19 protein-coding genes and 1 tRNA gene are annotated in these 18,843 nt (G+C 63.6%); 6 read left to right on the forward strand and 14 right to left on the reverse strand.

The window, feature by feature from the left end:
• Window positions 1-8: 8 nt before the first annotated feature.
• The 3 genes from JQ587_RS17415 to JQ587_RS17425 all read right to left on the reverse strand — a co-directional run bounded on the left by JQ587_RS17415 (window position 9) and on the right by JQ587_RS17425 (window position 2,590).
• Window positions 9-620 (reverse strand): glutathione S-transferase family protein, encoded by a 612-nt coding sequence (locus JQ587_RS17415; protein ID WP_212302660.1) that lies wholly within the window; start codon window positions 618-620, stop codon window positions 9-11.
• Window positions 621-782: 162 nt separating this feature from the next.
• Entirely contained in the window at window positions 783-1,625 is an 843-nt protein-coding gene (locus JQ587_RS17420) for a fumarylacetoacetate hydrolase family protein (RefSeq protein ID WP_212302659.1), read from the reverse strand.
• A 113-nt stretch (window positions 1,626-1,738) separates the two neighbouring features.
• Window positions 1,739-2,590 (reverse strand): MBL fold metallo-hydrolase, encoded by an 852-nt coding sequence (locus JQ587_RS17425; protein ID WP_212302658.1) that lies wholly within the window; start codon window positions 2,588-2,590, stop codon window positions 1,739-1,741.
• Between the two features lie 196 nt (window positions 2,591-2,786).
• Here JQ587_RS17425 and JQ587_RS17430 point away from each other — a divergent pair, with 196 nt between their 5' ends.
• Window positions 2,787-3,218 (forward strand): DUF3775 domain-containing protein, encoded by a 432-nt coding sequence (locus tag JQ587_RS17430; protein WP_212302657.1) that lies wholly within the window; start codon window positions 2,787-2,789, stop codon window positions 3,216-3,218.
• Window positions 3,219-3,318: 100 nt separating this feature from the next.
• Here JQ587_RS17430 and JQ587_RS17435 read toward each other — a convergent pair whose 3' ends face one another.
• The 5 genes from JQ587_RS17435 to JQ587_RS17455 form a co-directional block, all read right to left on the reverse strand.
• Complete coding sequence (locus JQ587_RS17435; RefSeq protein WP_212426068.1) at window positions 3,319-4,308, reverse strand: NADPH:quinone reductase; 990 nt, start codon at window positions 4,306-4,308, stop codon at window positions 3,319-3,321.
• Window positions 4,309-4,399: 91 nt separating this feature from the next.
• On the reverse strand, window positions 4,400-5,182 hold the full coding sequence (locus JQ587_RS17440) for an SDR family oxidoreductase (protein ID WP_212426069.1): 783 nt from the start codon (window positions 5,180-5,182) through the stop codon (window positions 4,400-4,402).
• A gap of 208 nt (window positions 5,183-5,390) precedes the next feature.
• On the reverse strand, window positions 5,391-5,903 hold the full coding sequence (locus JQ587_RS17445) for a CvpA family protein (RefSeq protein ID WP_212426070.1): 513 nt from the start codon (window positions 5,901-5,903) through the stop codon (window positions 5,391-5,393).
• Window positions 5,904-6,234: 331 nt separating this feature from the next.
• Window positions 6,235-7,827 carry a GMC family oxidoreductase gene (locus tag JQ587_RS17450; RefSeq protein WP_212426071.1) on the reverse strand — a complete coding sequence of 531 codons (1,593 nt, stop codon included), beginning with the start codon at window positions 7,825-7,827 and terminating at the stop codon, window positions 6,235-6,237.
• A 96-nt stretch (window positions 7,828-7,923) separates the two neighbouring features.
• Window positions 7,924-9,381 (reverse strand): coniferyl aldehyde dehydrogenase, encoded by a 1,458-nt coding sequence (locus JQ587_RS17455; protein WP_212426072.1) that lies wholly within the window; start codon window positions 9,379-9,381, stop codon window positions 7,924-7,926.
• A gap of 309 nt (window positions 9,382-9,690) precedes the next feature.
• On the opposite strand from JQ587_RS17455, the gene JQ587_RS17460 reads away from it, so the two are divergent.
• Window positions 9,691-9,767, forward strand: a tRNA-Met gene (locus JQ587_RS17460).
• A gap of 79 nt (window positions 9,768-9,846) precedes the next feature.
• On the opposite strand, the gene JQ587_RS17465 is transcribed toward JQ587_RS17460, so the two are convergent.
• Genes JQ587_RS17465 through JQ587_RS17485 form a run of 5 tightly spaced genes read right to left on the reverse strand, consistent with a single transcriptional unit; the run spans window position 9,847 to window position 13,815 of the window.
• Window positions 9,847-10,614, reverse strand: a complete 768-nt coding sequence (locus JQ587_RS17465; RefSeq protein ID WP_212426073.1) for an ABC transporter permease — start codon at window positions 10,612-10,614, stop codon at window positions 9,847-9,849.
• Window positions 10,611-11,375, reverse strand: a complete 765-nt coding sequence (locus JQ587_RS17470; protein WP_212426074.1) for an ABC transporter permease — start codon at window positions 11,373-11,375, stop codon at window positions 10,611-10,613. Before JQ587_RS17470 ends, JQ587_RS17465 begins: the two co-directional genes overlap by 4 nt.
• Window positions 11,372-12,178, reverse strand: a complete 807-nt coding sequence (locus JQ587_RS17475; protein WP_212426075.1) for an ABC transporter ATP-binding protein — start codon at window positions 12,176-12,178, stop codon at window positions 11,372-11,374. The genes JQ587_RS17470 and JQ587_RS17475 overlap by 4 nt, the downstream gene beginning before the upstream one ends.
• Window positions 12,175-12,876, reverse strand: a complete 702-nt coding sequence (locus JQ587_RS17480; protein ID WP_212426076.1) for a GntR family transcriptional regulator — start codon at window positions 12,874-12,876, stop codon at window positions 12,175-12,177. The genes JQ587_RS17475 and JQ587_RS17480 overlap by 4 nt, the downstream gene beginning before the upstream one ends.
• Before the next feature lie 12 nt (window positions 12,877-12,888).
• Window positions 12,889-13,815, reverse strand: a complete 927-nt coding sequence (locus tag JQ587_RS17485) for an ABC transporter substrate-binding protein (RefSeq protein WP_212426077.1) — start codon at window positions 13,813-13,815, stop codon at window positions 12,889-12,891.
• A 112-nt stretch (window positions 13,816-13,927) separates the two neighbouring features.
• Here JQ587_RS17485 and JQ587_RS17490 point away from each other — a divergent pair, with 112 nt between their 5' ends.
• The 4 genes from JQ587_RS17490 to JQ587_RS17505 all read left to right on the forward strand — a co-directional run bounded on the left by JQ587_RS17490 (window position 13,928) and on the right by JQ587_RS17505 (window position 17,500).
• Window positions 13,928-14,917 carry a fumarylacetoacetate hydrolase family protein gene (locus tag JQ587_RS17490; protein WP_212426183.1) on the forward strand — a complete coding sequence of 330 codons (990 nt, stop codon included), beginning with the start codon at window positions 13,928-13,930 and terminating at the stop codon, window positions 14,915-14,917.
• A gap of 61 nt (window positions 14,918-14,978) precedes the next feature.
• Window positions 14,979-15,755 (forward strand): cyclase family protein, encoded by a 777-nt coding sequence (locus JQ587_RS17495; protein WP_212302646.1) that lies wholly within the window; start codon window positions 14,979-14,981, stop codon window positions 15,753-15,755.
• Window positions 15,756-16,085: 330 nt separating this feature from the next.
• On the forward strand, window positions 16,086-17,159 hold the full coding sequence (locus JQ587_RS17500) for a hypothetical protein (protein WP_491524939.1): 1,074 nt from the start codon (window positions 16,086-16,088) through the stop codon (window positions 17,157-17,159).
• Between the two features lie 11 nt (window positions 17,160-17,170).
• A complete protein-coding gene (locus tag JQ587_RS17505) occupies window positions 17,171-17,500 on the forward strand; it encodes a hypothetical protein (RefSeq protein ID WP_212302644.1) in 330 nt (109 codons plus the stop codon).
• Window positions 17,501-17,703: 203 nt separating this feature from the next.
• Here JQ587_RS17505 and JQ587_RS17510 read toward each other — a convergent pair whose 3' ends face one another.
• Window positions 17,704-18,741, reverse strand: a complete 1,038-nt coding sequence (locus tag JQ587_RS17510; RefSeq protein ID WP_212297397.1) for a thermonuclease family protein — start codon at window positions 18,739-18,741, stop codon at window positions 17,704-17,706.
• Window positions 18,742-18,843 lie beyond the last annotated feature (102 nt).

The following is an 18,843-nucleotide window of genomic DNA, read 5'->3' on the forward strand; positions in this document are numbered from 1 at the left end:
TGTCTTCGCTACGCCGCCGGCGGCACCGAGATCTTCACGGAGGGCCGCTCCAGCATCTTCTGATGGAAGGCGTCGAGTTGCGGATAGGCCTTGCGCCAGCCGCAATCGGCAAAGCGGAAGTCGGCGTAACCGAGCACGCAAACGAGGCCGATCTGCGAGATGTCGAACGGACCGTTCAGCACGTCGGGCATGTTTTCGAAGCGCGCCATGCCGGTCCAGGCCCGGTTCCAGTGGTCGTCCGACCACGCCTGCCATTGCAACCCCTGCGGCCGCACCATCTTTTCGTAGCGACATAGCAGCATGGAATCGAGCATGCCGTTGATCAGCGAATGATTGGTCTTGGCCTTCCAGCGCCGTGGACCGTAATCCGGGATCAGGCTGCCGCCGGCCATCTCGTTTAGATATTCGACGATGACGTAGGAATCCAGGATCACGTCGCCGTCATCGGTGATCAGCACCGGCAGTTTCTTCAGCGGCGTAATGCGCGAATAGTCCTCGTTGACCGTACCCGGCGCGACGGTCGCGGACGTGAATTCGATCTTGTCGATCAGCCCAAGCTCGATCGCGGCGATGCGCACCTTGCGGGCGAAGGGCGAGGCTTGGGAGAAGGAGAGTTTCATGGGGACAATTCCCTGCAATCAAGTTCTTCGAACACTATCCCCACCGTCATGGCCGGGCTTGACCCGGCCATCCACGCGCTTCCGCGTGGCGAGACTGTGAGACGTGGATGCCCGGGACAAGCCCGGGCATGACGACGGTGGGCGTGACGAGCGTGCCCGACCTTACGCCGCAACGATCTCCTGGCGCTGCTCGCCGAGGCCTTCGATGCCGAGCGTGATGACGTCGCCGACATTGAGGAAGGTCGGCGGCTTCATGCCGAGGCCGACGCCGGGCGGGGTGCCTGTCGTGATGATGTCACCCGGCAGCAGGGTCATGAACTGCGAGACATAGGAGACGCACTTGGCCATCGAGAAGATCATGGTCTTGGTCGAGCCGGTCTGGCGGCGCTGGCCGTTGACGTCGAGCCACATCGACAGGTTCTGCACGTCCTTGATCTCGTCCTTGGTGGCGAGCCACGGGCCGACCGGCCCAAACGTGTCGTGCGACTTGCCCTTGGTCCACTGACCCAGGCGCTCGATCTGGAAGGCGCGCTCGGAGACGTCGTTGCAGACGCAATAGCCGGCGACGTAGTTCAGCGCATCGGCCTCCGAGACGTACTTGGCGCGGGTGCCGATGATCGCGGCGATCTCGACCTCCCAGTCGAGCTTCGTCGAGCCGCGCGGCTTCTCGACATTATCGTTCGGGCCGGAGAGCGAGGTGTTCGCCTTCATGAAGATGATCGGCTCGGTCGGAATCGCGGCGCCGGTCTCCTTGGCGTGGTCGCTGTAATTGAGGCCGATCGCGACGAATTTCGAGATGCCGGTGACGGGCGCGCCGAACCGCGGCTTGCCGGAGACTGCGGGGAGCGAGGCCGGATCGATCGCGGCGAGCTTCTTCAGGGATTCCGGCGAATAGGCCTCGCCGGTCAGGTCTTTCAGATGCGCCGACAGGTCACGCAACTGGCCGGATTTGTCGATCAGGCCGGGTTTTTCCGCACCCTTTTCGCCGTAACGGACAAGCTTCATTCTCGTTTCTCCCTTGGGATGGACTGATCGGTTAAATAGCTTCATGGAACAGGGCGGCGGGAAATTCAACCGCCGAAAATGGGGCGCATTGCAGTCCCCCGATTCAGGTGAGCCTACGATTGCAGCGCCACAAACCTGAACGCATCGCCCTCCCGGCGGATGTGGCCGGCCGAGAAATGCCCGCCGATCACCAGCGTCGGCGTGTCGGCAAACCGGCCGAACAGCGCGTCGCGCGTCGCGGCCGACTGGGCCTGGTCGGAATCCGCGGTGGAGGACCAGTCGAGATGCGCCATCTGGCAGGGGTGATGGGCGACGTCACCGGTCAGCAGTCCCTGTTCGCCGTCCGACTGGATCAGGATGCTCATATGGCCGGGGCTGTGGCCGGGCGTCGGGATCATGCTGATCTCATCGCTGAGCCGGTGATCGCTCGGGATCAGATCCGCACGGTCGGCATCGATGATCGGCTTCACGGAATCGTCAAAGACCGCCTGCTTGTCCGGCTCGGTCGAATGATCGCGCCAATGCTCGTATTCAGTGCGGCCGAACACGTAGCGCGCCCTGGGGAAGGTCGGCACCCATTTGCCGCCGACAAGCTTCGTATTCCAGCCGACATGGTCGACATGAAGATGCGTGCACAGCACAGTGTCGATGCTGTCGGGGGCGAAGCCCGCCGCCGCCATCATCTCGGGGAACGGCGTGTTGCGGTTATTCCAGGTCGGGACGTTGCGGCCCTGCTTGTCGTTGCCGAGGCCGGTATCGACCACGATCCGGCGCGACGGCGTCTCCACCACCAGTGAATGGATCGACATTTTCAGCCGACCCTCGTCGGTGGCGAAATGCGGGATCAGCCAGGGCAACTTCCGGATCTCGTCGTTGCTCGCCAAAGGCAGGATAAAGCGGGTCGAGCCGACCGTCTCCAACTCCACCACTTTGGTGATTTTGACCTTGCCGACCTTCCACTGCATCGGGCGAGCCCCCATTTTCTTTGCTTGTGCCCTCACCGTCGTTCCGGGTTCGTGACGTCGTCGCGCTCCGGAATGACGGGGATCATTGTCGACGAAAGATGCGCACTTTCCGTCATGAAGCGCAATGGATCATCTGTCGTGATGCCGCGTTATCGAGGGAACCCGGACCAACCCGAACGACGAACAGGGGGAGCCCATGCCAGAGCTTGCGATTTCTGCCGACAAGGTCGCCTTCATCATCGAGAAGGCGCGCGAATTCGATGTCAAGGAATCCGGCTCCGATCCGGATTCAGGCTCCAACCCATCCGATGACGACGAGATCGATGTGCTGGAGGATTCCAATTCCGATCCGGTTGCAGCCGAGCTTGCAGGCTTCATCGGGGCGTTGAATGAGGACGAGCAACTCGATCTGGTCACGCTGATGTGGCTAGGCCGCGGCGATGGCGATGTGGACGAGTGGGACGATCTGCGTGCCCGCGCTGTCGAGGCCCGTGCCGAATACAAGGCGCCCCGCCGCGAGGCGGTGCAATATCTGCTGGGTGAGCCGATGCTGGGTGACCTGCTGGCCGACGGCATGGACGAACTCGGCATCGACTGGAGCGGCGAGCGCACCACGCCGGTCGCTTAAAGCGTGCTAGATCAAGTCGATGGAGCCGCAGTCTCGGTGCACCTCCCCCGAGCGGGAGATGGAGCGCGCCTTTGTCGTGGCAAAGACACCAGCTCAGCACTCACCGCGCGCAGTCGACGATCACAGTGCCGAGCTTGTCGCCCTTCTCGACGGCGAGATGCGCCTGCGCCGTGTCCGACAGCGCGAATTGCGCCGCGACGTTGTGAATCCGCGGCCCCGCCGCCAGCCATTTCGAAATGTCGGCCTGCGCTGCCGCAAGCAGCGCCGGCGGCAGAGCGAACAGCACCAGCGCGCGCAGCGTGATACACTTTTCCATCAGCTCGCGCATCGGCAACGTCGGTGTGCGGTTGCCGTTGGTGGCGTACACTGCGATGGTCGAATTGGCCGCCATCAGCTTCAGCGTCGTGGCGATATTGCCGCCGAAATCGACATCGACCACGCGGTCCACACCGCGTCCGCCGGTGAAGGCCATTGCTTTCGCAACGACGTCCTCGTCTTTGTAATTGACCACGAGATCCGCGCCCGCGCGCCGCGCCTGCTCGCCCTTCAGTGCCGAGCTGACGGTCGCGATCACCTGCGCGCCGCCCCACTTTGCCAGTTGCACGGCATAGTGCCCGACCGCGCCGGCGCCGCCGGTGACAAGTATGGTCTTGCCCACGATCGGCCCATCCGCAAACAGGCTGCACCACGCGGTCATCGCTGGAATGCCGAGCGTGGCGCCTTCCGCAAAGGAGAGATGATCCGGCAGCGGTGTCACCAGCTGCGCGGCGAGCGCAATATATTCCGCCGCGGTGCCGAAGGCCCGGCCGTTGCGCTGGCCGTTGAACAGCCAGACCCGGTCGCCCATCTTGAAGCGTGTCACGCCGTCACCGACCTGATCGACAAAGCCCGCGCCGTCACTGTTCGGAATGACGCGCGGATAGTCCATCGCGCGATAGGAGCCGCCGCGCCGGCCGACATCGGCCGGGTTGACGCCGGAGGCTTCCAGGCGAATGCGAACGTCGCCCGGGCCCGCGGCCGGCGTCGCCATCTCACCATAGGCGAGAACGTCCGCCGCCGGTCCTGTCCGCTCGTACCAGACCGCTCTCATCTGGACTGCTTTCCGAGTTGTAGTTTGGGCAAGCGGACACGGCATTGGGAATCCACCTCTCCCTTGGGAGAGGTGATGAGCCCCATCGCTCTCACAGCGTTCCCGGGAACGCGCCACCATCGAGCAGGATGTTCTGCCCGGTAATGAAGCCGGCCTTGGCGCCGCAGAGGAAGGCGCAGGCGTAACCGAACTCGTCGGGCTGGCCGAAGCGGCCGGCTGGGTTGAGCTTGGCGCGCTCGGACAAAATCTGCTCGGGCGTCGTGCCGCGCTTGTCAGCCTCGGCCTTCGCGGTGCCGGTCAGGCGATCGGTCTCGAATGGGCCCGGCAAGAGGCCGTTGATCGTGACGTTGTTGATCACGGTCTTGCGCGACAGGCCCGCGATGAAGCCGGTGAGGCCGGCGCGGGCGCCGTTGGAGAGGCCGAGAATGTCGATCGGCGCTTTCACCGCGGCCGAGGTGATGTTGACGATGCGGCCGAATTTGCGCGCCATCATGCCGTCCACAGTCGCCTTGATCAGCTCGATCGGCGTCAGCATGTTGGCGTCGATCGCCTTGATCCAGTCGTCGCGGGTCCAGTTGCGGAAATCACCGGGCGGCGGGCCGCCGGCATTGTTGATGAGAATGTCCGGCTCGGGGCAGGCCTTGAGCACGGCTTCGCGGCCGGCCGGGGTCGTGATGTCGCCGACGATCTCGGTGACTTTCACGCTCGGATAGGCCTTCCGGATTTCGTCGGCCGTCTTCTTCAGCGCATCGGCGCCGCGCGCGGTCAGCGTGACGTCAACGCCGGCTTCGGCCAGCGAGATGGCGCAAGCGCGCCCGAGGCCCTTGCTGGATGCGCAGACGATGGCGCGGCGACCTTTGATCCCAAGATCCACTGTTTCACTCCCGAAAATTGCAGGCAGGCTTTTGGACGGCCGGCACTTTAGCCAACCTGGGCGGCCCTGATAAGGGAGATGCCCGCGTCAAAATGCATGCGCGTTCGCGCGGCGATGCAAATGTGCGGGCATGATCCGGAAAAGTGTGCAGCGGTTTTCCGAAAAGATCATGCCCAAACAGTAGAAAAAAGCGCGATCCCGCCGCGCTTCAGATGCGCCGCTCCTGCTTGAGGCGGTCGATCGCCTCAGCGGCCTCCGGTGGCAGCGACTTGAAACCCATCTGCCCGACCGCAGAGAACAGCGGGCGCAGATGCGAGCCGGCGAGGAAGGGCGGCTGGCGGTTGGCCGGGACGATCTGATCGAACACCAGCACCAGCGTGGTGGCGACGAGGCCGACCCTGATGGCGCCGAGCGCGGCACCACCAAGGCGGTCGCCGATCCCGGCATCGCGGATCGTATCGCTCAGCGCGAGGCGGCCGAGATGTCCGAACAACATGCCGACCACCAGGAAGATGCCGAAGAACCAGATCCAGTTCTGGATTAGCGGCGCGTTCGGGTTGCCGGCGACCTGCGGCACGATCAGCGGCATCAGCGCGACCGCGATGGGGGCGGCGAGGAGATAAGCGAGGATGGTCATGGCGCTGCCGAGCAGGCCGGTCCTGAAACCGAATCCCATCGCAATCGCGAGCGCGGCATAGACCGCGAGATCAAAACTGTTCATGAGCGAAACCCTGCCGTGGAACGAATGAACGCTGAACCGATCGTTCCGGTTTCAGATCGCTAAAATCGTCTGTATTTTTCTTGGCTCCAGAGGCTGGGGGGTGTGTTCGTCCAAGGCCTAGTCGACGTCAATAAAGAAACCATCTTCGGGGTTGAGGTTGTCGTCGGGTTGAGTTCCGCCGTCGTCCCGGACAAGCGCGCCCAAAGCGCGCGCGTGGTTTGGCGACGACTCGTGGTGACCAGTTCGCCGCAATTGCTCCCGGGGGTATGGGTCGCGGATCTGCGCTTCGCTTGTCCGGGACGACAGCAGAGAACGGCGCGGCGCCTTTGTGCTACCGCATGTCCGCCCGGATCATATCCGCTGCCTTCTCCCCGATCATGATGGTCGGCGCATTGGTGTTCCCTCCGATCAGCGTCGGCATGATCGAGGCGTCGACGACACGCAGGCCATCCACACCGTGCACTTTCAATGTCGGACCGACCACGGCCATCGCATCCGTGCCCATCTTGCAGGTGCCGACGGGGTGATAGACGGTGTCGACGCGACTGCGCAGGATGGCGCGGATGTCGTCGTCCGTGCGCACGTCGGACGTGAACATGTCCTTCTTCTGCAACGCGCGCATCGCGGGCGTCTCCATCAGCCGTCGCGTGGTCTTGAAGCCCGCGACCATCGTCTCGAGATCCTCCGCCTCGCCCAGAAAGTTCGGATCGATCATCGGCGCCGCGAGCGGATCGGCGCTTCTGAGCCAGACGCTGCCGCGGCTTTTCGGCCTGAGCAGGCAGACGTGGCAAGAGAAGCCGGCCTCCTTGTGCTTCTTGCGGCCGTGGTCGTCGAGCATCGCGATGATGAAGTGCAGCTGAATGTCGGGCACATCGAGATCGGGCCGGGTCTTCAGGAAGCCGCCGCACTCGGCGAAATTGGTGGTCATCAGGCCACGTCGCTCCCGGCGGTAGCGCTGGATGGCGCGGAGCAGAGATGGCAAACGGCCGATCGACGAGTGAACGAAATGCGGATAGTCGGAGGCGTAGACGAACACGAAGTCCGGATGGTCCTGCAGATTGCGCCCGACGCCCGGCAGGTGATGTGTGACGCCGATGCCATGTGCGCGGAGCGCCTCGCCATCGCCGATGCCCGACAGCATCAATAGCTGCGGTGATTGGAACGCGCCGCCAGCGAGGATCACCTCGCGGCGGGCGCGCAGCTGCTTCGTCTGCTTGCCCTGCACATATTCGATTCCGACCGCGCGCCCGCTTTCGAACAGGATTTTCGTGGCATGCGCCCCGGTCTCGACGCGCAGATTCGCGCGCTTGTCCATGTGACGCTGCAGGTAGGCGCGTGCCGCGCTCCAGCGCTCGCCCTTGTGCTGCGTCACCTGGTAGCTGCCGAGCCCTTCGTGATCCTCGCCGTTGAAGTCCTCGCGGATGCGGAATTGCGCCTCGCGCGCGGCCTGATGGAAGATGTCATGGATCGGATTGTCCGAGCGCAGCCTGTTGACATGGAGCGGGCCGTCCTTGCCGTGATACTCGCCGTCGAAATCGGAATTGTTCTCCGAGCGCTTGAAATAGGGCAGCACGTCTGCATACGACCAGCCTGCATTGCCAAGTGCAGCCCAATGGTCGTAGTCCGATTTGTGGCCGCGGATATAGACCATGGCGTTGATTGCGGAGGAGCCACCGAGGCCCTTGCCGCGCGGTTGATAGCCGATACGGCCGTTCAATCCCTTCTGCGGCACGGTCTCGAAGGCCCAGTTGGCCGCGCTGTAGGGCAGCGCGAGCCCGAATGGTGTGGTGATCCGCCAGCTGTCGTTCTTGCCGCCGGCATCGAGCAACGCCACCGATGTCGCCGCATCCGCCGACAGTCGCCCCGCCACCGCGCACCCGCCGGAGCCCGCGCCCACGACGACGAAATCGAATGTGTCAGTCACTGATGTTTCCCCCTTATTGTCATTCCGGCGCGCGACGAAGTCGCGAACCGGAACCTCGAGGTTCCGGGTTCGCTATGCGCCCCGGAACGACCGTCCCTACGACATGAACCGCATCATCTTCTCCAGCCGCGCGATCTTGCCGCCATAGGGCGGATAGAGATCGGCGAGGCGGTTGAACTTCGAGCGATAGAACACCGGCTTCAGCTTGCTGAACGTCCTAAAACCCCATTCGCCGTGATAGGCGCCGGTGCCGGAGGCGCCGACGCCGCCCATCGGCTGGTTGATCTGCGCGAAGTGAAACAGGCAGTCGTTGATGGTGACGCCGCCGGAGACGGTGCGCGCCAGCACCTCGTCGCGCGCGTTGCTGTCCTTGCCGAACCAGTACAGCGCCAGCGGCCGGTCGCGGCGATTGATGAAGGCGATCGCATCGGCGGGATCGCGAGTGCCCAGCACCGGCAGCACGGGACCGAAAATCTCCTCCCGCATCGCCGCCATCTCTTCGGTCGCACCGAGGATCAGTGTCGGCGGGAATTTGCGGTGAGCCTTCCAGTTGGGATCGTCGGCTTTCGCCGGTTGCAGGATCTTTGCGCCGCGCTGCGCGGCATCCGCGACCAGCGCTTCGAGCCGCGCATAGTGTCGGTCGGAAATGATCGAGGTGTAGTCCTTGTTGGCGGGATCGGTGCCGAACATGCGCCGCATCTGCGCGCGGACCTTTTCGGCGAAGGCCTGCAGCGCAGGCTCGGGCACCAGCACGTAATCCGGCGCAATGCAGGTCTGCCCGGCATTGAGCAGCTTTCCATAGGCGATGCGCTCGGCCGCTTGGTCGAGATCGGCTGAGACATCGACGATCGCCGGTGACTTGCCGCCGAGCTCGAGCGTCACAGGCGTGAGATTGCGCCCCGCCGCTTCCGCCACCAGCCGTCCGACCCGGGTCGAGCCGGTGAAGACGAGGTGATCGAACGGCAGGTGCGCGAACCCCTTTGCGACCTCGTCCTCGACACCGGTGACGAGCAACTCGGTGGTGTCGAATCTTTGCGCGACCGTCTCCTTCAACAGCGCGGAGAAATGCGGCACAAGCTCGCTCGGCTTGATGATGACGCGGTTGCCGGCGGCGAGCGCGCCGATCGCCGGGGCGAGCGTCAGCTGCAGCGGATAATTCCAGGGCGCGATGATGCCGACGACGCCGAGCGGCTGCGGCATCAGCCGGTTGCGCGCAGGCAGGAACTGCAGCGCCGTCGCTACGCGCTGCGGCGCCATCCAGCTCTTCAGGTGTTTCGTGGCGTGCCGGATCTCGGAGAACACCATCATCGCCTCGGCAATGGTGGTCTCGACCGCCGAGCGGTGGCCGAAATCGGCCGAGATCGCCTGGCGGAACCGCTCCTCGTTATCGGCGACCACGGCGCGCAATCGCGCCAGCCGGTCGAGCCGCGTGGCGCAATCAGGCGCCGGCTCGGCCCGCGAGCGCGCCGTCATGGCCTGGAAGCTGTCCGTCAGCGCCGCGAGCGGGGCGGTCGCGAGGGGGCGGTCCAAAGTCTTGTCCAAGGAAGTTTCCATGGCGCTCCTCCCCAAGTCGGCGTTTCGCCGCTGTTTTGTTGCCGCAAGCTGGCGCTTTGTGGAACTTCTGGCAAGTGCAGGGCAAACCGGCCGGAATCCGCGCCCGAGAGCTGTCATAAAGTCGAAAAAAACGTCCCCGCAGCCCTTTCCAAAGCCGGCCCGGGTTGGTACATACCCCCCGCACCCAACGGGCTTTGCCCGGGGTTGCCTTCCAGGGAAGCCTTCGGGACGGGAGAAGCAAGCCACGCGAGCAGCGTCGGCCTCAATCCACCGTCCCCGGCTGATCTGCGAAGGCGCGCAACGGTTTAACGCGGGGTGGAGCAGCCCGGTAGCTCGTCAGGCTCATAACCTGAAGGTCATAGGTTCAAATCCTATCCCCGCAACCAAATTCGGAATGACCGGTTCCGATACGAAAATGGCCCGCTGCAAAGCGGGCCATTTTTGTTTGGCGATGTGATCGCAATGCTACCGGGCCGCAGCCTGCCAGGCGAGCAGCCGCTGCTCGACCAGCGACACCGCAATCGAGGTCAGATATCCGGTCGCACCGAGCAGGATGACGCCGGCGAACAGGTCGGCGGATCGGAACGCGCGGGCCGAGAGCAGGACCCACTGACCGAGGCCGTCGAGTCCGGCCAGGATCTCGCAGACCACCGAGAGGATCAGCGCGACCGTCAGGCTGAGCCGCATGCCCGCGAGGATATCCGGCAATGCCGAGGGCAGCGCGATCTTGCCGATGATGGCGGCGCGCGACATCTGCAGCGAGCGGGCGACTTCGTAGAGCCGCGGCTCGACTGCGGCAAAGCCGTGAATGGTTGCGAGCATGATCGGCCAGATCGCGCCGAAGGCGATGACGAACAGCGCCATGCCTTGCGTCAGCCCGAGCATCGCGATCGCGACCGGGATGATCGCCGAGACCGGCAGCGGCCGCAGGAATTCCAGCGACGGCGCCACATAGGCGCGCATCATCCTCGACGATCCGATCAGTGCGCCGAGCGCAATGCCGGCGATCGAGGCCGCGAGCCAGCCATAGGCCATGTGCTCGAGCGTGCCGAAGAGCTTGCTGGCGAGATCGCCGCTCGAAAACCCGCGCACCAGCGCGGCCCAGGCCCTATCAGGACCGGGCAGAAAAACCGGCGACACCAGGTGCAGATTGGCAATCAGCTGCCAGGCCGCGATGAAGCCGGCCGCGACCAGGATGCTTGCGACACGCCAGAGGATCGCTGCGCGGTTCATGGATTGTCTCCGGCGAGCGCGGCGCGGCCGAACAGGCGGCGCTGGGCCGCAATCAGCAGGATGTTCAGCGCGTAACCGATCACGCCGATCCACAGCAGATAAGCGAGCATCAGGTCGGCGCGCAGCGCCTGCTGCGCCAGCATGATGCCGGCACCTAAGCCGATCGGATTGATCGCGATCTCGACGGTGACGGCGACGATCAGGGCGATGCCGGCCGACAGGCGAAAGGCGACGAAGATCCGCGGCAGCGCGGCCGGGATCACGATCTTCGCGATCCGTTGCGTCGCGCTCAGCCGCAGGGCCCGCGACACTTCCATCAATCGCGGCTCGATGCTGCGCACCGCGCTGCGCGTCATGATCAGCATCGGCCAGACACAGGCGAACGCCACGATCACGATCTCCATCCGGTAGCCGAAGCCCAGCGCGATCAGCGCAATCGGCAGCAGCGCGATCGAGGGAATTGGGCGGATCGCCTCGACCGTCACCTCCATCAGCCGGTCGAGGGGGTGCGAGATGCCGAAGGCGATGCCGAGCGAAAGCCCGATGGCGCTGCCGATCGCAAGACCCGCAAAGGCGGCGAACAGCGTGTCGCGGGTCGCGATCGGAATCGACAGATCGGCAAGCGCCGTGGCCAGCGCCGCGAGGATCGCGCTCGGCGGCGCCAGGCTGTCGCTCTGCAGCTGGGTGAGGCGCGCCCAGAGCTCGAATGCCAGCATCAGCGCCAGCGGCAACAGCAAGGGCTTGGCGCGGTCGAGGCTCAATGTTCGCTCGCCTTGATGAAGTCGAACAATTGCCGGCGCAGCCGCAGGAATTCCGGATGCTCGCGGGTGGCGAGCTGGTCGCGCGGGCGCGGCAGGTCGACGTCGAGCTCGATGCCGATCCGGCCCGGATGCGGCAGCAGGCCGACGACGCGGTCGCCGAGATAGATGGCTTCGTCGAGATCGTGGGTCACGAAGACCACGGTCGTCTGGCTCGCTTGCGTCAGCGACAAAACCTCGTCCTGCAAGCCCTGCCGCGTCATCGCATCCAGCGCGCCGAACGGCTCGTCCATCAATAGCGTCGTCGGCTCCTGCGCAAGGCAGCGCGCGATCTGCAGGCGCTGCTGCATGCCGCCCGACATTTCGGTTGGATATTTGTCGGCATGGCCGGGCAATCCGACCTTGCGCAGCAGCGCCTCGATGCGCGCGCTGCGCTCGCGCGCCGGCACGCGGGAGGCCTCCAGCGCCAGCGAGATGTTTCCGGCCGCGGTCCGCCACGGCAGCAGCGCCTTGCCGTAATCCTGGAACACGATCGCGACCTCGCGGCGCGGCTCGGTGATCTCTTCGCCGTCGAAGGTCACGGCGCCGCTGGTGGGGCGGTAGAGGCCCGCCGCGAGCCGCAGCGCCGTGGTCTTGCCGCAGCCGGAGGCGCCGACGATGCAGAGGAATTCGCCCGGCCGCACCTCCAGATCGAGATTCTCGATGATGGTCTTGCCGCCGAGCCGCAAGGTCGCGGCGTTGAACGCGATCAGCGTCTTTTGCCGCCGCGCGGCGCGCGCCTCAATGATCCGGGCAACGACGCTCATGATTGCTCCCCGCCGGCCTGCGGATAGACGAAATCGATGGTCGAGTGCAGATGCGCCGCCAGCATTTCTTGCGCGGCGGCGAGGTCGCGCGCGAGCACGTGGTCGGCCAGCATCTGGTGACTCCGGATGAACCCCTCGCCGCTGTCGATGGCACCCATCATCACGCGGCGGTAGCGGTAGGCCTGGTCGTAGAGGTCGGAATGGGCGGCCAGCATGCGCGGCGAGCCGCAGGCCGCGAGCAGGGCGGTGTGAAAGCCCTTGTGCAGCCGGTCGAAATCGGCCGCGCCCTCGCGGAATTCATTGCCGGTGCGCTCGATATGCCGGCGCATCTGGTGCAGCGCGCTGATGATGCCGGCCTCCCAGGCGGCATCGCCGTGAAGGATGGCGAGCCTGACCGCCTCGATCTCCACCGCCGTGCGCATGCAGGTGATGTCGGCGAGATCGTCGCGGCTGACCTCGGCGACACGAAAGCCGCGCTGGCCGATGCCGACGATCAGGCCGCGCGACATCAGCCGTGACAAGCCTTCGCGCAGCGGCGTGGCGCCGATCTCGTAACGCTGCACCAGATCGACGATGCCGAGCCGCGATCCCGGCGCGAGATCTCCGGCCAGGATGTCCTGCTCGATGAGGTTTGCGGCGCGCTCGCTCAAGGTGCCTTCGGCCGGCGGCCGTTCGGAAGTGCGCTCGGGAGCAGGCATCGTCGATGTCCTTTAGTTCAGCACCAGTTTCGCGGTGTCGAGCTTCGATTGCAGCATCTTCTGCGACGACATCACGCCGATCCACCAGGTGAGGTTTTCCGGCTTAAGGTTCGGCTCGGACTGGTTCGGCGGCGTCGCCTTGACGAGCTCGAGCGGCTGCTTGGTGAACTTGGCGATCGAGGCGGAGGCCTTCTCGCGATCGCCGTTGACGATTGCGGCGGCCTCCGCGATGGCCTCGCGGAATCTCTTTACCGTCGCCGCATTCTTCTCCGCCCAGTCGCGCGAGGCGGCATAGAAGATGATCGGATCGGTGCGGGCGAGTTCGGCGCCGTAGCGCGCGCCGACCGAGCCGAGCCCCGCATTGCTCATGCGCGTGACGAATGGCTCGGCGGTGAGCACGGCATCGACACCGCCGGACTTGATGATGTCCGCCATGGTCGGGAAGGTGACCTCGACGAAATTGACGCTCTTGGGATCGACGCCTTTCTCCACCAGCCATTTCACGAACAGCACATGGAGAAAGGCATTCAGGCCCGGCGCGCCGACCTTCTTGCCGATGAAATCCTTCGGCTCCTTGATGGTGATGCCGTTGCGGACGAAGGCAGCGATCGCGGTGTTGGAGGTCGGGTTCATCACCGAGGCGCCGGCGATCGCGACGAGGTCGAGGCCGCCGTCGACGGCCTGCAGAAAGACGGTGGAGGTGGGGCCGCCGACCTGAATCGAGTTCGACAGGATCGCCGCCGGGATGTTGGAGTTGATCGCGATCGGCGTCATCTCGACGTCCAGCCCGTGCTTCTTGAAGAGGCCTTCGTCGACCGCGACCATGGCCGAGGCGCAGTCGGAGGTTGCGGTGCAGCCGATCTGGATCTTGGCCTGTGCCAGCGCGGGGGCCGTCACGGCAACCGAGATCCCAACGCCAAGCGTGAGACCCGCCAACATCGCCCTTATCTGCGTTCGCCTCACCGCGCTCTCCCCAATTTGTATTTTTCAGGCTTGTTTATCGATATTTTATCTGATCATATATTTCTAACGATAGCAAGGGGTGCCCAAGGTGAAGCTCGCAACATTCAGATCGGCCGGTCAGGAGAAGATCGGAGCCGTCCACACCAACGACAACCAAGTGTTCGACCTCGCCGCCGCCGCCGCGCGGGACGGTGGGGCCGATCCGGCCTTTGGCTCGATGCTGGCGCTGATCGACGCGGGGCCGCGCGCGCTCGATCGGGCCCAGGCCTTGCTCGACAAGCACGGCCGGGACGCGGCGCTGTCGGCGGCCGTCAGCGCCGTCGACATCCTTGCGCCGGTGCCGGAGCCGCGGCAGATGCGCGACGGCATGTCGTTCGCGCTGCATATCCTGCAGGCGCCGCGCGGGCAGCGGAAGCTCGCCGCGCGCGCCAAAGGCGACATGGCGGAATTGGCGCGCATCGACGCCGAGCCGCTCGGCGAGTTGCCCGAGGTCTATCGCAAGCAGCCGATCTTCTACATCACCAACCGCTTCAGCGTCCGCGGCACCAACACCACAGTGAAATGGCCGCGCTACAGCAAGGTCATGGACTACGAGCTCGAATTCGGCATCATCACCAAGAACAAGGGCGCGAACATCTCGGCGGCGAAGGCGAAGGATCACATCTTCGGCTACACCATCTTCAACGATTTCTCCGCGCGCGACGCCCAGCGCATCGAGATGGAGGGACGGCTCGGCCCGGCCAAGGGCAAGAGTTTTGACGGCGGCAACGTGATGGGTCCCTGGATCGTGACGCCGGACGAGATCGGAGATCCCTATCATCTCAAGATGGAGGCGCGCGTCAACGGCGAGACCCGCTCGAAAGGCGTCTCCGAAGGCATGCTGTTTTCCTTCGAGGAGATCATCGCCCACGTCACCCAGGACGAGACGCTGATGCCCGGCGAATTCATCGGCTCCGGCACGGTCGGCAATGGCTGCGGCCTCGAGCTCGGATGGTTTCTCGAGCATGGCGATACGATCGAGCTCGAGGTCGAGAAGATCGGTATCCTGAGAAATCGCGTCGAGCGGCAAGATACCTGAAGGGTCGCCTGAAGGCCGCCAATCAAAAACAGTCAACGAGAACAATCAACGAGGAAGCGCCATGACGAGCAAGCTGATCGACATCTCCGTCCCTCTGCAAAACGACGTGCCGGCCGATCCGCCCGGCAATCATCCGACGATCCAGTATATCGACCACCGGCAGGGCCTGCCGCGTATGCTGCAATTCTTCGACGGACTGAAGGCCGAGGATCTGCCGGACGGGCAGGGCTGGGCGGTGGAGCAGGTCAGCCTCTCGACCCACAACGGCACGCATCTCGACGCGCCCTGGCATTTTCACCCGACCATGAATCGTGGCGAGCGGTCCTGGACCATCGACGAAGTGCCGCTGGAATGGTGCTTCCAGCCCGGCGTGAAGCTCGACTTCCGGCACCTGCCGGACGGCTATGTTGCAACGGCCAAGGATGTCGAGGCCGAGCTCAAGCGCATCGGTCATGAGCTGAAGCCGCTGGAGATCGTCGTGGTCAACACCAGCGCCGGCGCCAAATATGGCCGGCAGGACTACGTCATTTCGGGCTGCGGCATGGGCTATGAAGCCACCATGTACCTGCTCGAGCGCGGTGTGCGCCTCACCGGCACCGACGGCTGGAGCTGGGACGCGCCGTTCGTTCATACCGCGAAGAAATACGCCGAGACGAAAGACGCCGGGCTGATCTGGGAAGGCCACAAGGCCGGCCGCCATATCGGCTATTGCCATCTCGAGAAGCTGCACAATCTCGAACAGCTGCCGCCGACCGGCTTCAAGGTGTCATGCTTCCCCGTGAAGATCGAGCGCGCCTCGGCAGGATGGACGCGAGCGGTGGCGATTCTGGAGAGCTAGTGAGCTAGGCAGGTTTGCGTGCGCGCCAGTCACGCGTCGAATGGTCGGCATCAGCATTTGTCGGCCCCGGCGGTTGCGCGTCCCAACCATACTCACGGACTTGACCACTCGAATTCCGCTTTTGGGCGCAAAGCGAGCCTTTGTATTTCAACCGCTTTACGTCGGCTTGTGACCCCGAACCAGAAATCGCGTCTCGCGTGCTCGATCCGTTAGGAGCCTAGCTTCTTGGTCTTTGGCGCCCCCAAGGCTTCCTCTGTGCATAACCCGCAACTAACGCATTTCCATGCAATTATTTCGCGCATATGCTGCGTGGTGATATTGGGGGTTGTTATGAGAGCGCGAGGCATTTCCGGGGGACGACGACTTCTGTTCTTTGCTCTTATCGGACTCGCTTCAAGTGGATGTGCCATCCATCCGCTACCAGGCGATCTGGCTGGCGTAGGAACGAGCGTGATTGTAAAGCAGATTCGTTGTGAGGCCCGCGCTGCCGGTGTGCAGGCACTGTTGAACTATTTGGCCGACGACGACAATTTTCGTAACGGTCAAGTCGATTTGACTTCGCATACGATAGGGACAGATCTCCTCAAGAGAGCTAAGGACGACCCGGAAGCTGTTGCCAAATTTGATCCCAGACAATTGAAGGGAAGAGCCAGACATATCGTTGATATCCTCTACAGCACGGGCATTGCGTACAATTTTGATCTGACCGGGTTGGAGATGAATAACTTCGACCCTCAGATAAACTTCATTCGTCCCCTGCCGGTAAGTTCCGTCGTGTCGATGAGCGCAAGCGGGAGCTTTGATCGGTCGCGACAAAACGAGCGCATTTTCACGATCACCGATACTCTTGGCGACTTGATCGCGAACACCAAACACCCGACTTGCACGCGCCCGGTCGACGAGAATTACATTTATCCGATTGCTGGAAGGGTGGGCATCGACAAGGTGGTCGACGATTTTCTCAACCTTACGATTTTTGGGAATCTGGTCGCCGAGAACGACAAGCCCAAGGGTACGGTCAATGTTAAAGGGCCGCCAACCATGGTCGATCAACTACAGTTCGTGACAAAGATCGGTGGCACAGCTACGCCCAAGATCGTGTTCGCGCCTGCCGGCCGCGCCTTCCAGGTGGCTGATGCGAGCTTCGGCGTCACCGCCTCGCGAACGGACACTCATCTACTCACAGTGGGCATCTACCTGGATCAAGCGGCGGCCCAAAAGTTGGATGCGGAGCCCTATCTGCCCCACAGGCTGCCAGTAACACAGGCTGCGGCCGTTGGTGTTCCACATCGCGGCCAGTTCGTCACTTACTCTGGTGGACCTGCGGAGCGGGGAGCTGCGGCCGCTGTTGAGCAGTTCCTTGCCCTCAAAATCTTCAAGCCAACGATCGTTGTTGCTCAGTAGGGAGAATGCTCATGGCAAAGAAGGTCGTGCGAAAGACTGCGACGAAAGCAAAGGCCGCTCGGAAGAAGAAACCGAGGCCGGGCGACGCTTCGCACGTTGAATTCGGAGCCCATGGTTTGGCTCACATTCTGAATGCAGTGAAGACGGCAGGCTTGACTGAAGAGTTCAATAAGCACGTGGGCAAAGCCGGGACATTCGTTAGAGTGCGCCGAACTGGCCTGAAGAGCATCAAACAGTTTGTCGACAGCAAACCCCAATTGGCCGAACTGTCGGATCGAATGGGCCGTTGCAACTGTCCGAAGGACGATCCGGACTGTATCTACTTTGGCCCGACCGGATGACGTTCCGCCGGCGATCGTTGGCGCGCGGCGCCGCAGCTCGTGGGATGGGTTGAGCGAAGCGAAACCCATCGCCTGACGGGCGGAGTCAGCACCAGCAATCGTTGGTGCGATCTGATCAAGAGAACAAAGTTTGATGGGTTCCGCTCCACCCATCCTACGCGCTGCTACGATTGCCCCGCGCGAGCATTTCGTAACGAAGTTTGTCAAAACCCCGCAATCACCTTCCCATCCGGCCCAACCAGCGTCGACGGTGCCTCGCCGAACACCAGCCCGTCCGGCTGAAACTTGATCGTCTTGCCGCCCTCGACGAACTCCGCGAAATTCCGCGGTGTTGCGGAGTGCACGCCGTTGCTCAGGAAATCGTCGATCTTGTAGCAGGTGTCGGGCTTGCCGCCGGAGCCTGCGCTCAAGAACTTCTGGAAGTTCTGGCTGGTCACCTTGGCCGTCTTGCGCGCCGACCAGTTGGTATAGCGGCGGAAGAGCTTTGGCAGGATCACCGGGCCCTTGTCGGTTGCGAGCACGTCGGTCTCGTTTGCCTTGGGCTCGCGCAGGCTGAAGTCAAAGGCGGGAATGGTTTTGGCGAGGTTCTTCCAGACCGGCAGCTTCTTGGTGCGCGCGGTCTTGGCGAGCGCCAGGAAGGCCCTGATCTCGTCGTCGTTCATCGAGGAGTAGAACGTCGGATAGGCAAAGCCGTGCTCGACCAACCAATGGTTGATGTCGACCGTCTTGTTCGCAACGGTGACCTCGATATCGCCGACCAGCCGTCCATAGGTGTCGAACACCTCGTTCGGCGTATCGACACGGGTGAAGACGCGGCAGGCGAGCGTCGCCTCGCCGGTGTCGGCGAGGAAGTCATGCAGCGCCTTGGTCGAGGTCGCGCCGAGAAACTGCCGGTAGGAGTGCGTGACCTCGTGATAGGCTTGCCGTTTCGCGTCCGTCAGGCCTTTCTTCTCGGCGGGGGAGAGCGGCGACGGCATGTAGTGCAGCTCGGGCGCGTCGATGCCCTGGAGGCGGATGGTGAGCTTGCCGTTCTTGATCGGCGCGGTGTTGGTCCGGCCCTTGACCTTGGCATTGTCGAAAACGTGGGTCGTCTGGAACGTCGATTGATCGTTCTTGCGGAAACGGATCGCGTCTGCGGCGACATTCACCACGACCTTCGTGGTGTCGGCGTCCGAGCGTCCCTCTGGCCAGAACTGACTGACCTCGATCGTGCCTTCGACCTCGAGCAATCCAACCGGCATCGGCCGCTCCTCCTCATGAGTTTCGCGGCCGCTTCGACAACGCGACTCGCACATGCAATCGAAGGTAGCGGACCATCTTCGTGCGACAGGCCCATGACGGGA

The sequence above is a fragment of the Bradyrhizobium manausense genome (genome assembly GCF_018130615.1).
Taxonomy (GTDB): Bacteria; Pseudomonadota; Alphaproteobacteria; order Rhizobiales; family Xanthobacteraceae; genus Bradyrhizobium; species Bradyrhizobium manausense_A.

Excerpts from the sequence above, each read along its gene's own strand:
- JQ587_RS17505 (WP_212302644.1), top strand. The coding sequence starts at position 17,171 with ATGGCAAAGAAGGTCGTGCGAAAGACTGCGACGAAAGCAAAGGCCGCT.
- JQ587_RS17480 (WP_212426076.1), bottom strand. The coding sequence starts at position 12,876 with ATGCCTGCTCCCGAGCGCACTTCCGAACGGCCGCCGGCCGAAGGCACC.
- JQ587_RS17415 (WP_212302660.1), bottom strand. The coding sequence starts at position 620 with ATGAAACTCTCCTTCTCCCAAGCCTCGCCCTTCGCCCGCAAGGTGCGC.
- JQ587_RS17455 (WP_212426072.1), bottom strand. The coding sequence starts at position 9,381 with ATGGAAACTTCCTTGGACAAGACTTTGGACCGCCCCCTCGCGACCGCC.
- JQ587_RS17430 (WP_212302657.1), top strand. The coding sequence starts at position 2,787 with ATGCCAGAGCTTGCGATTTCTGCCGACAAGGTCGCCTTCATCATCGAG.
- JQ587_RS17510 (WP_212297397.1), bottom strand. The coding sequence starts at position 18,741 with ATGCCGGTTGGATTGCTCGAGGTCGAAGGCACGATCGAGGTCAGTCAG.
- JQ587_RS17500 (WP_491524939.1), top strand. The coding sequence starts at position 16,086 with ATGAGAGCGCGAGGCATTTCCGGGGGACGACGACTTCTGTTCTTTGCT.
- JQ587_RS17420 (WP_212302659.1), bottom strand. The coding sequence starts at position 1,625 with ATGAAGCTTGTCCGTTACGGCGAAAAGGGTGCGGAAAAACCCGGCCTG.
- JQ587_RS17485 (WP_212426077.1), bottom strand. The coding sequence starts at position 13,815 with ATGTTGGCGGGTCTCACGCTTGGCGTTGGGATCTCGGTTGCCGTGACG.
- JQ587_RS17425 (WP_212302658.1), bottom strand. The coding sequence starts at position 2,590 with ATGCAGTGGAAGGTCGGCAAGGTCAAAATCACCAAAGTGGTGGAGTTG.
- JQ587_RS17475 (WP_212426075.1), bottom strand. The coding sequence starts at position 12,178 with ATGAGCGTCGTTGCCCGGATCATTGAGGCGCGCGCCGCGCGGCGGCAA.
- JQ587_RS17465 (WP_212426073.1), bottom strand. The coding sequence starts at position 10,614 with ATGAACCGCGCAGCGATCCTCTGGCGTGTCGCAAGCATCCTGGTCGCG.
- JQ587_RS17445 (WP_212426070.1), bottom strand. The coding sequence starts at position 5,903 with ATGAACAGTTTTGATCTCGCGGTCTATGCCGCGCTCGCGATTGCGATG.
- JQ587_RS17435 (WP_212426068.1), bottom strand. The coding sequence starts at position 4,308 with ATGAGAGCGGTCTGGTACGAGCGGACAGGACCGGCGGCGGACGTTCTC.
- JQ587_RS17495 (WP_212302646.1), top strand. The coding sequence starts at position 14,979 with ATGACGAGCAAGCTGATCGACATCTCCGTCCCTCTGCAAAACGACGTG.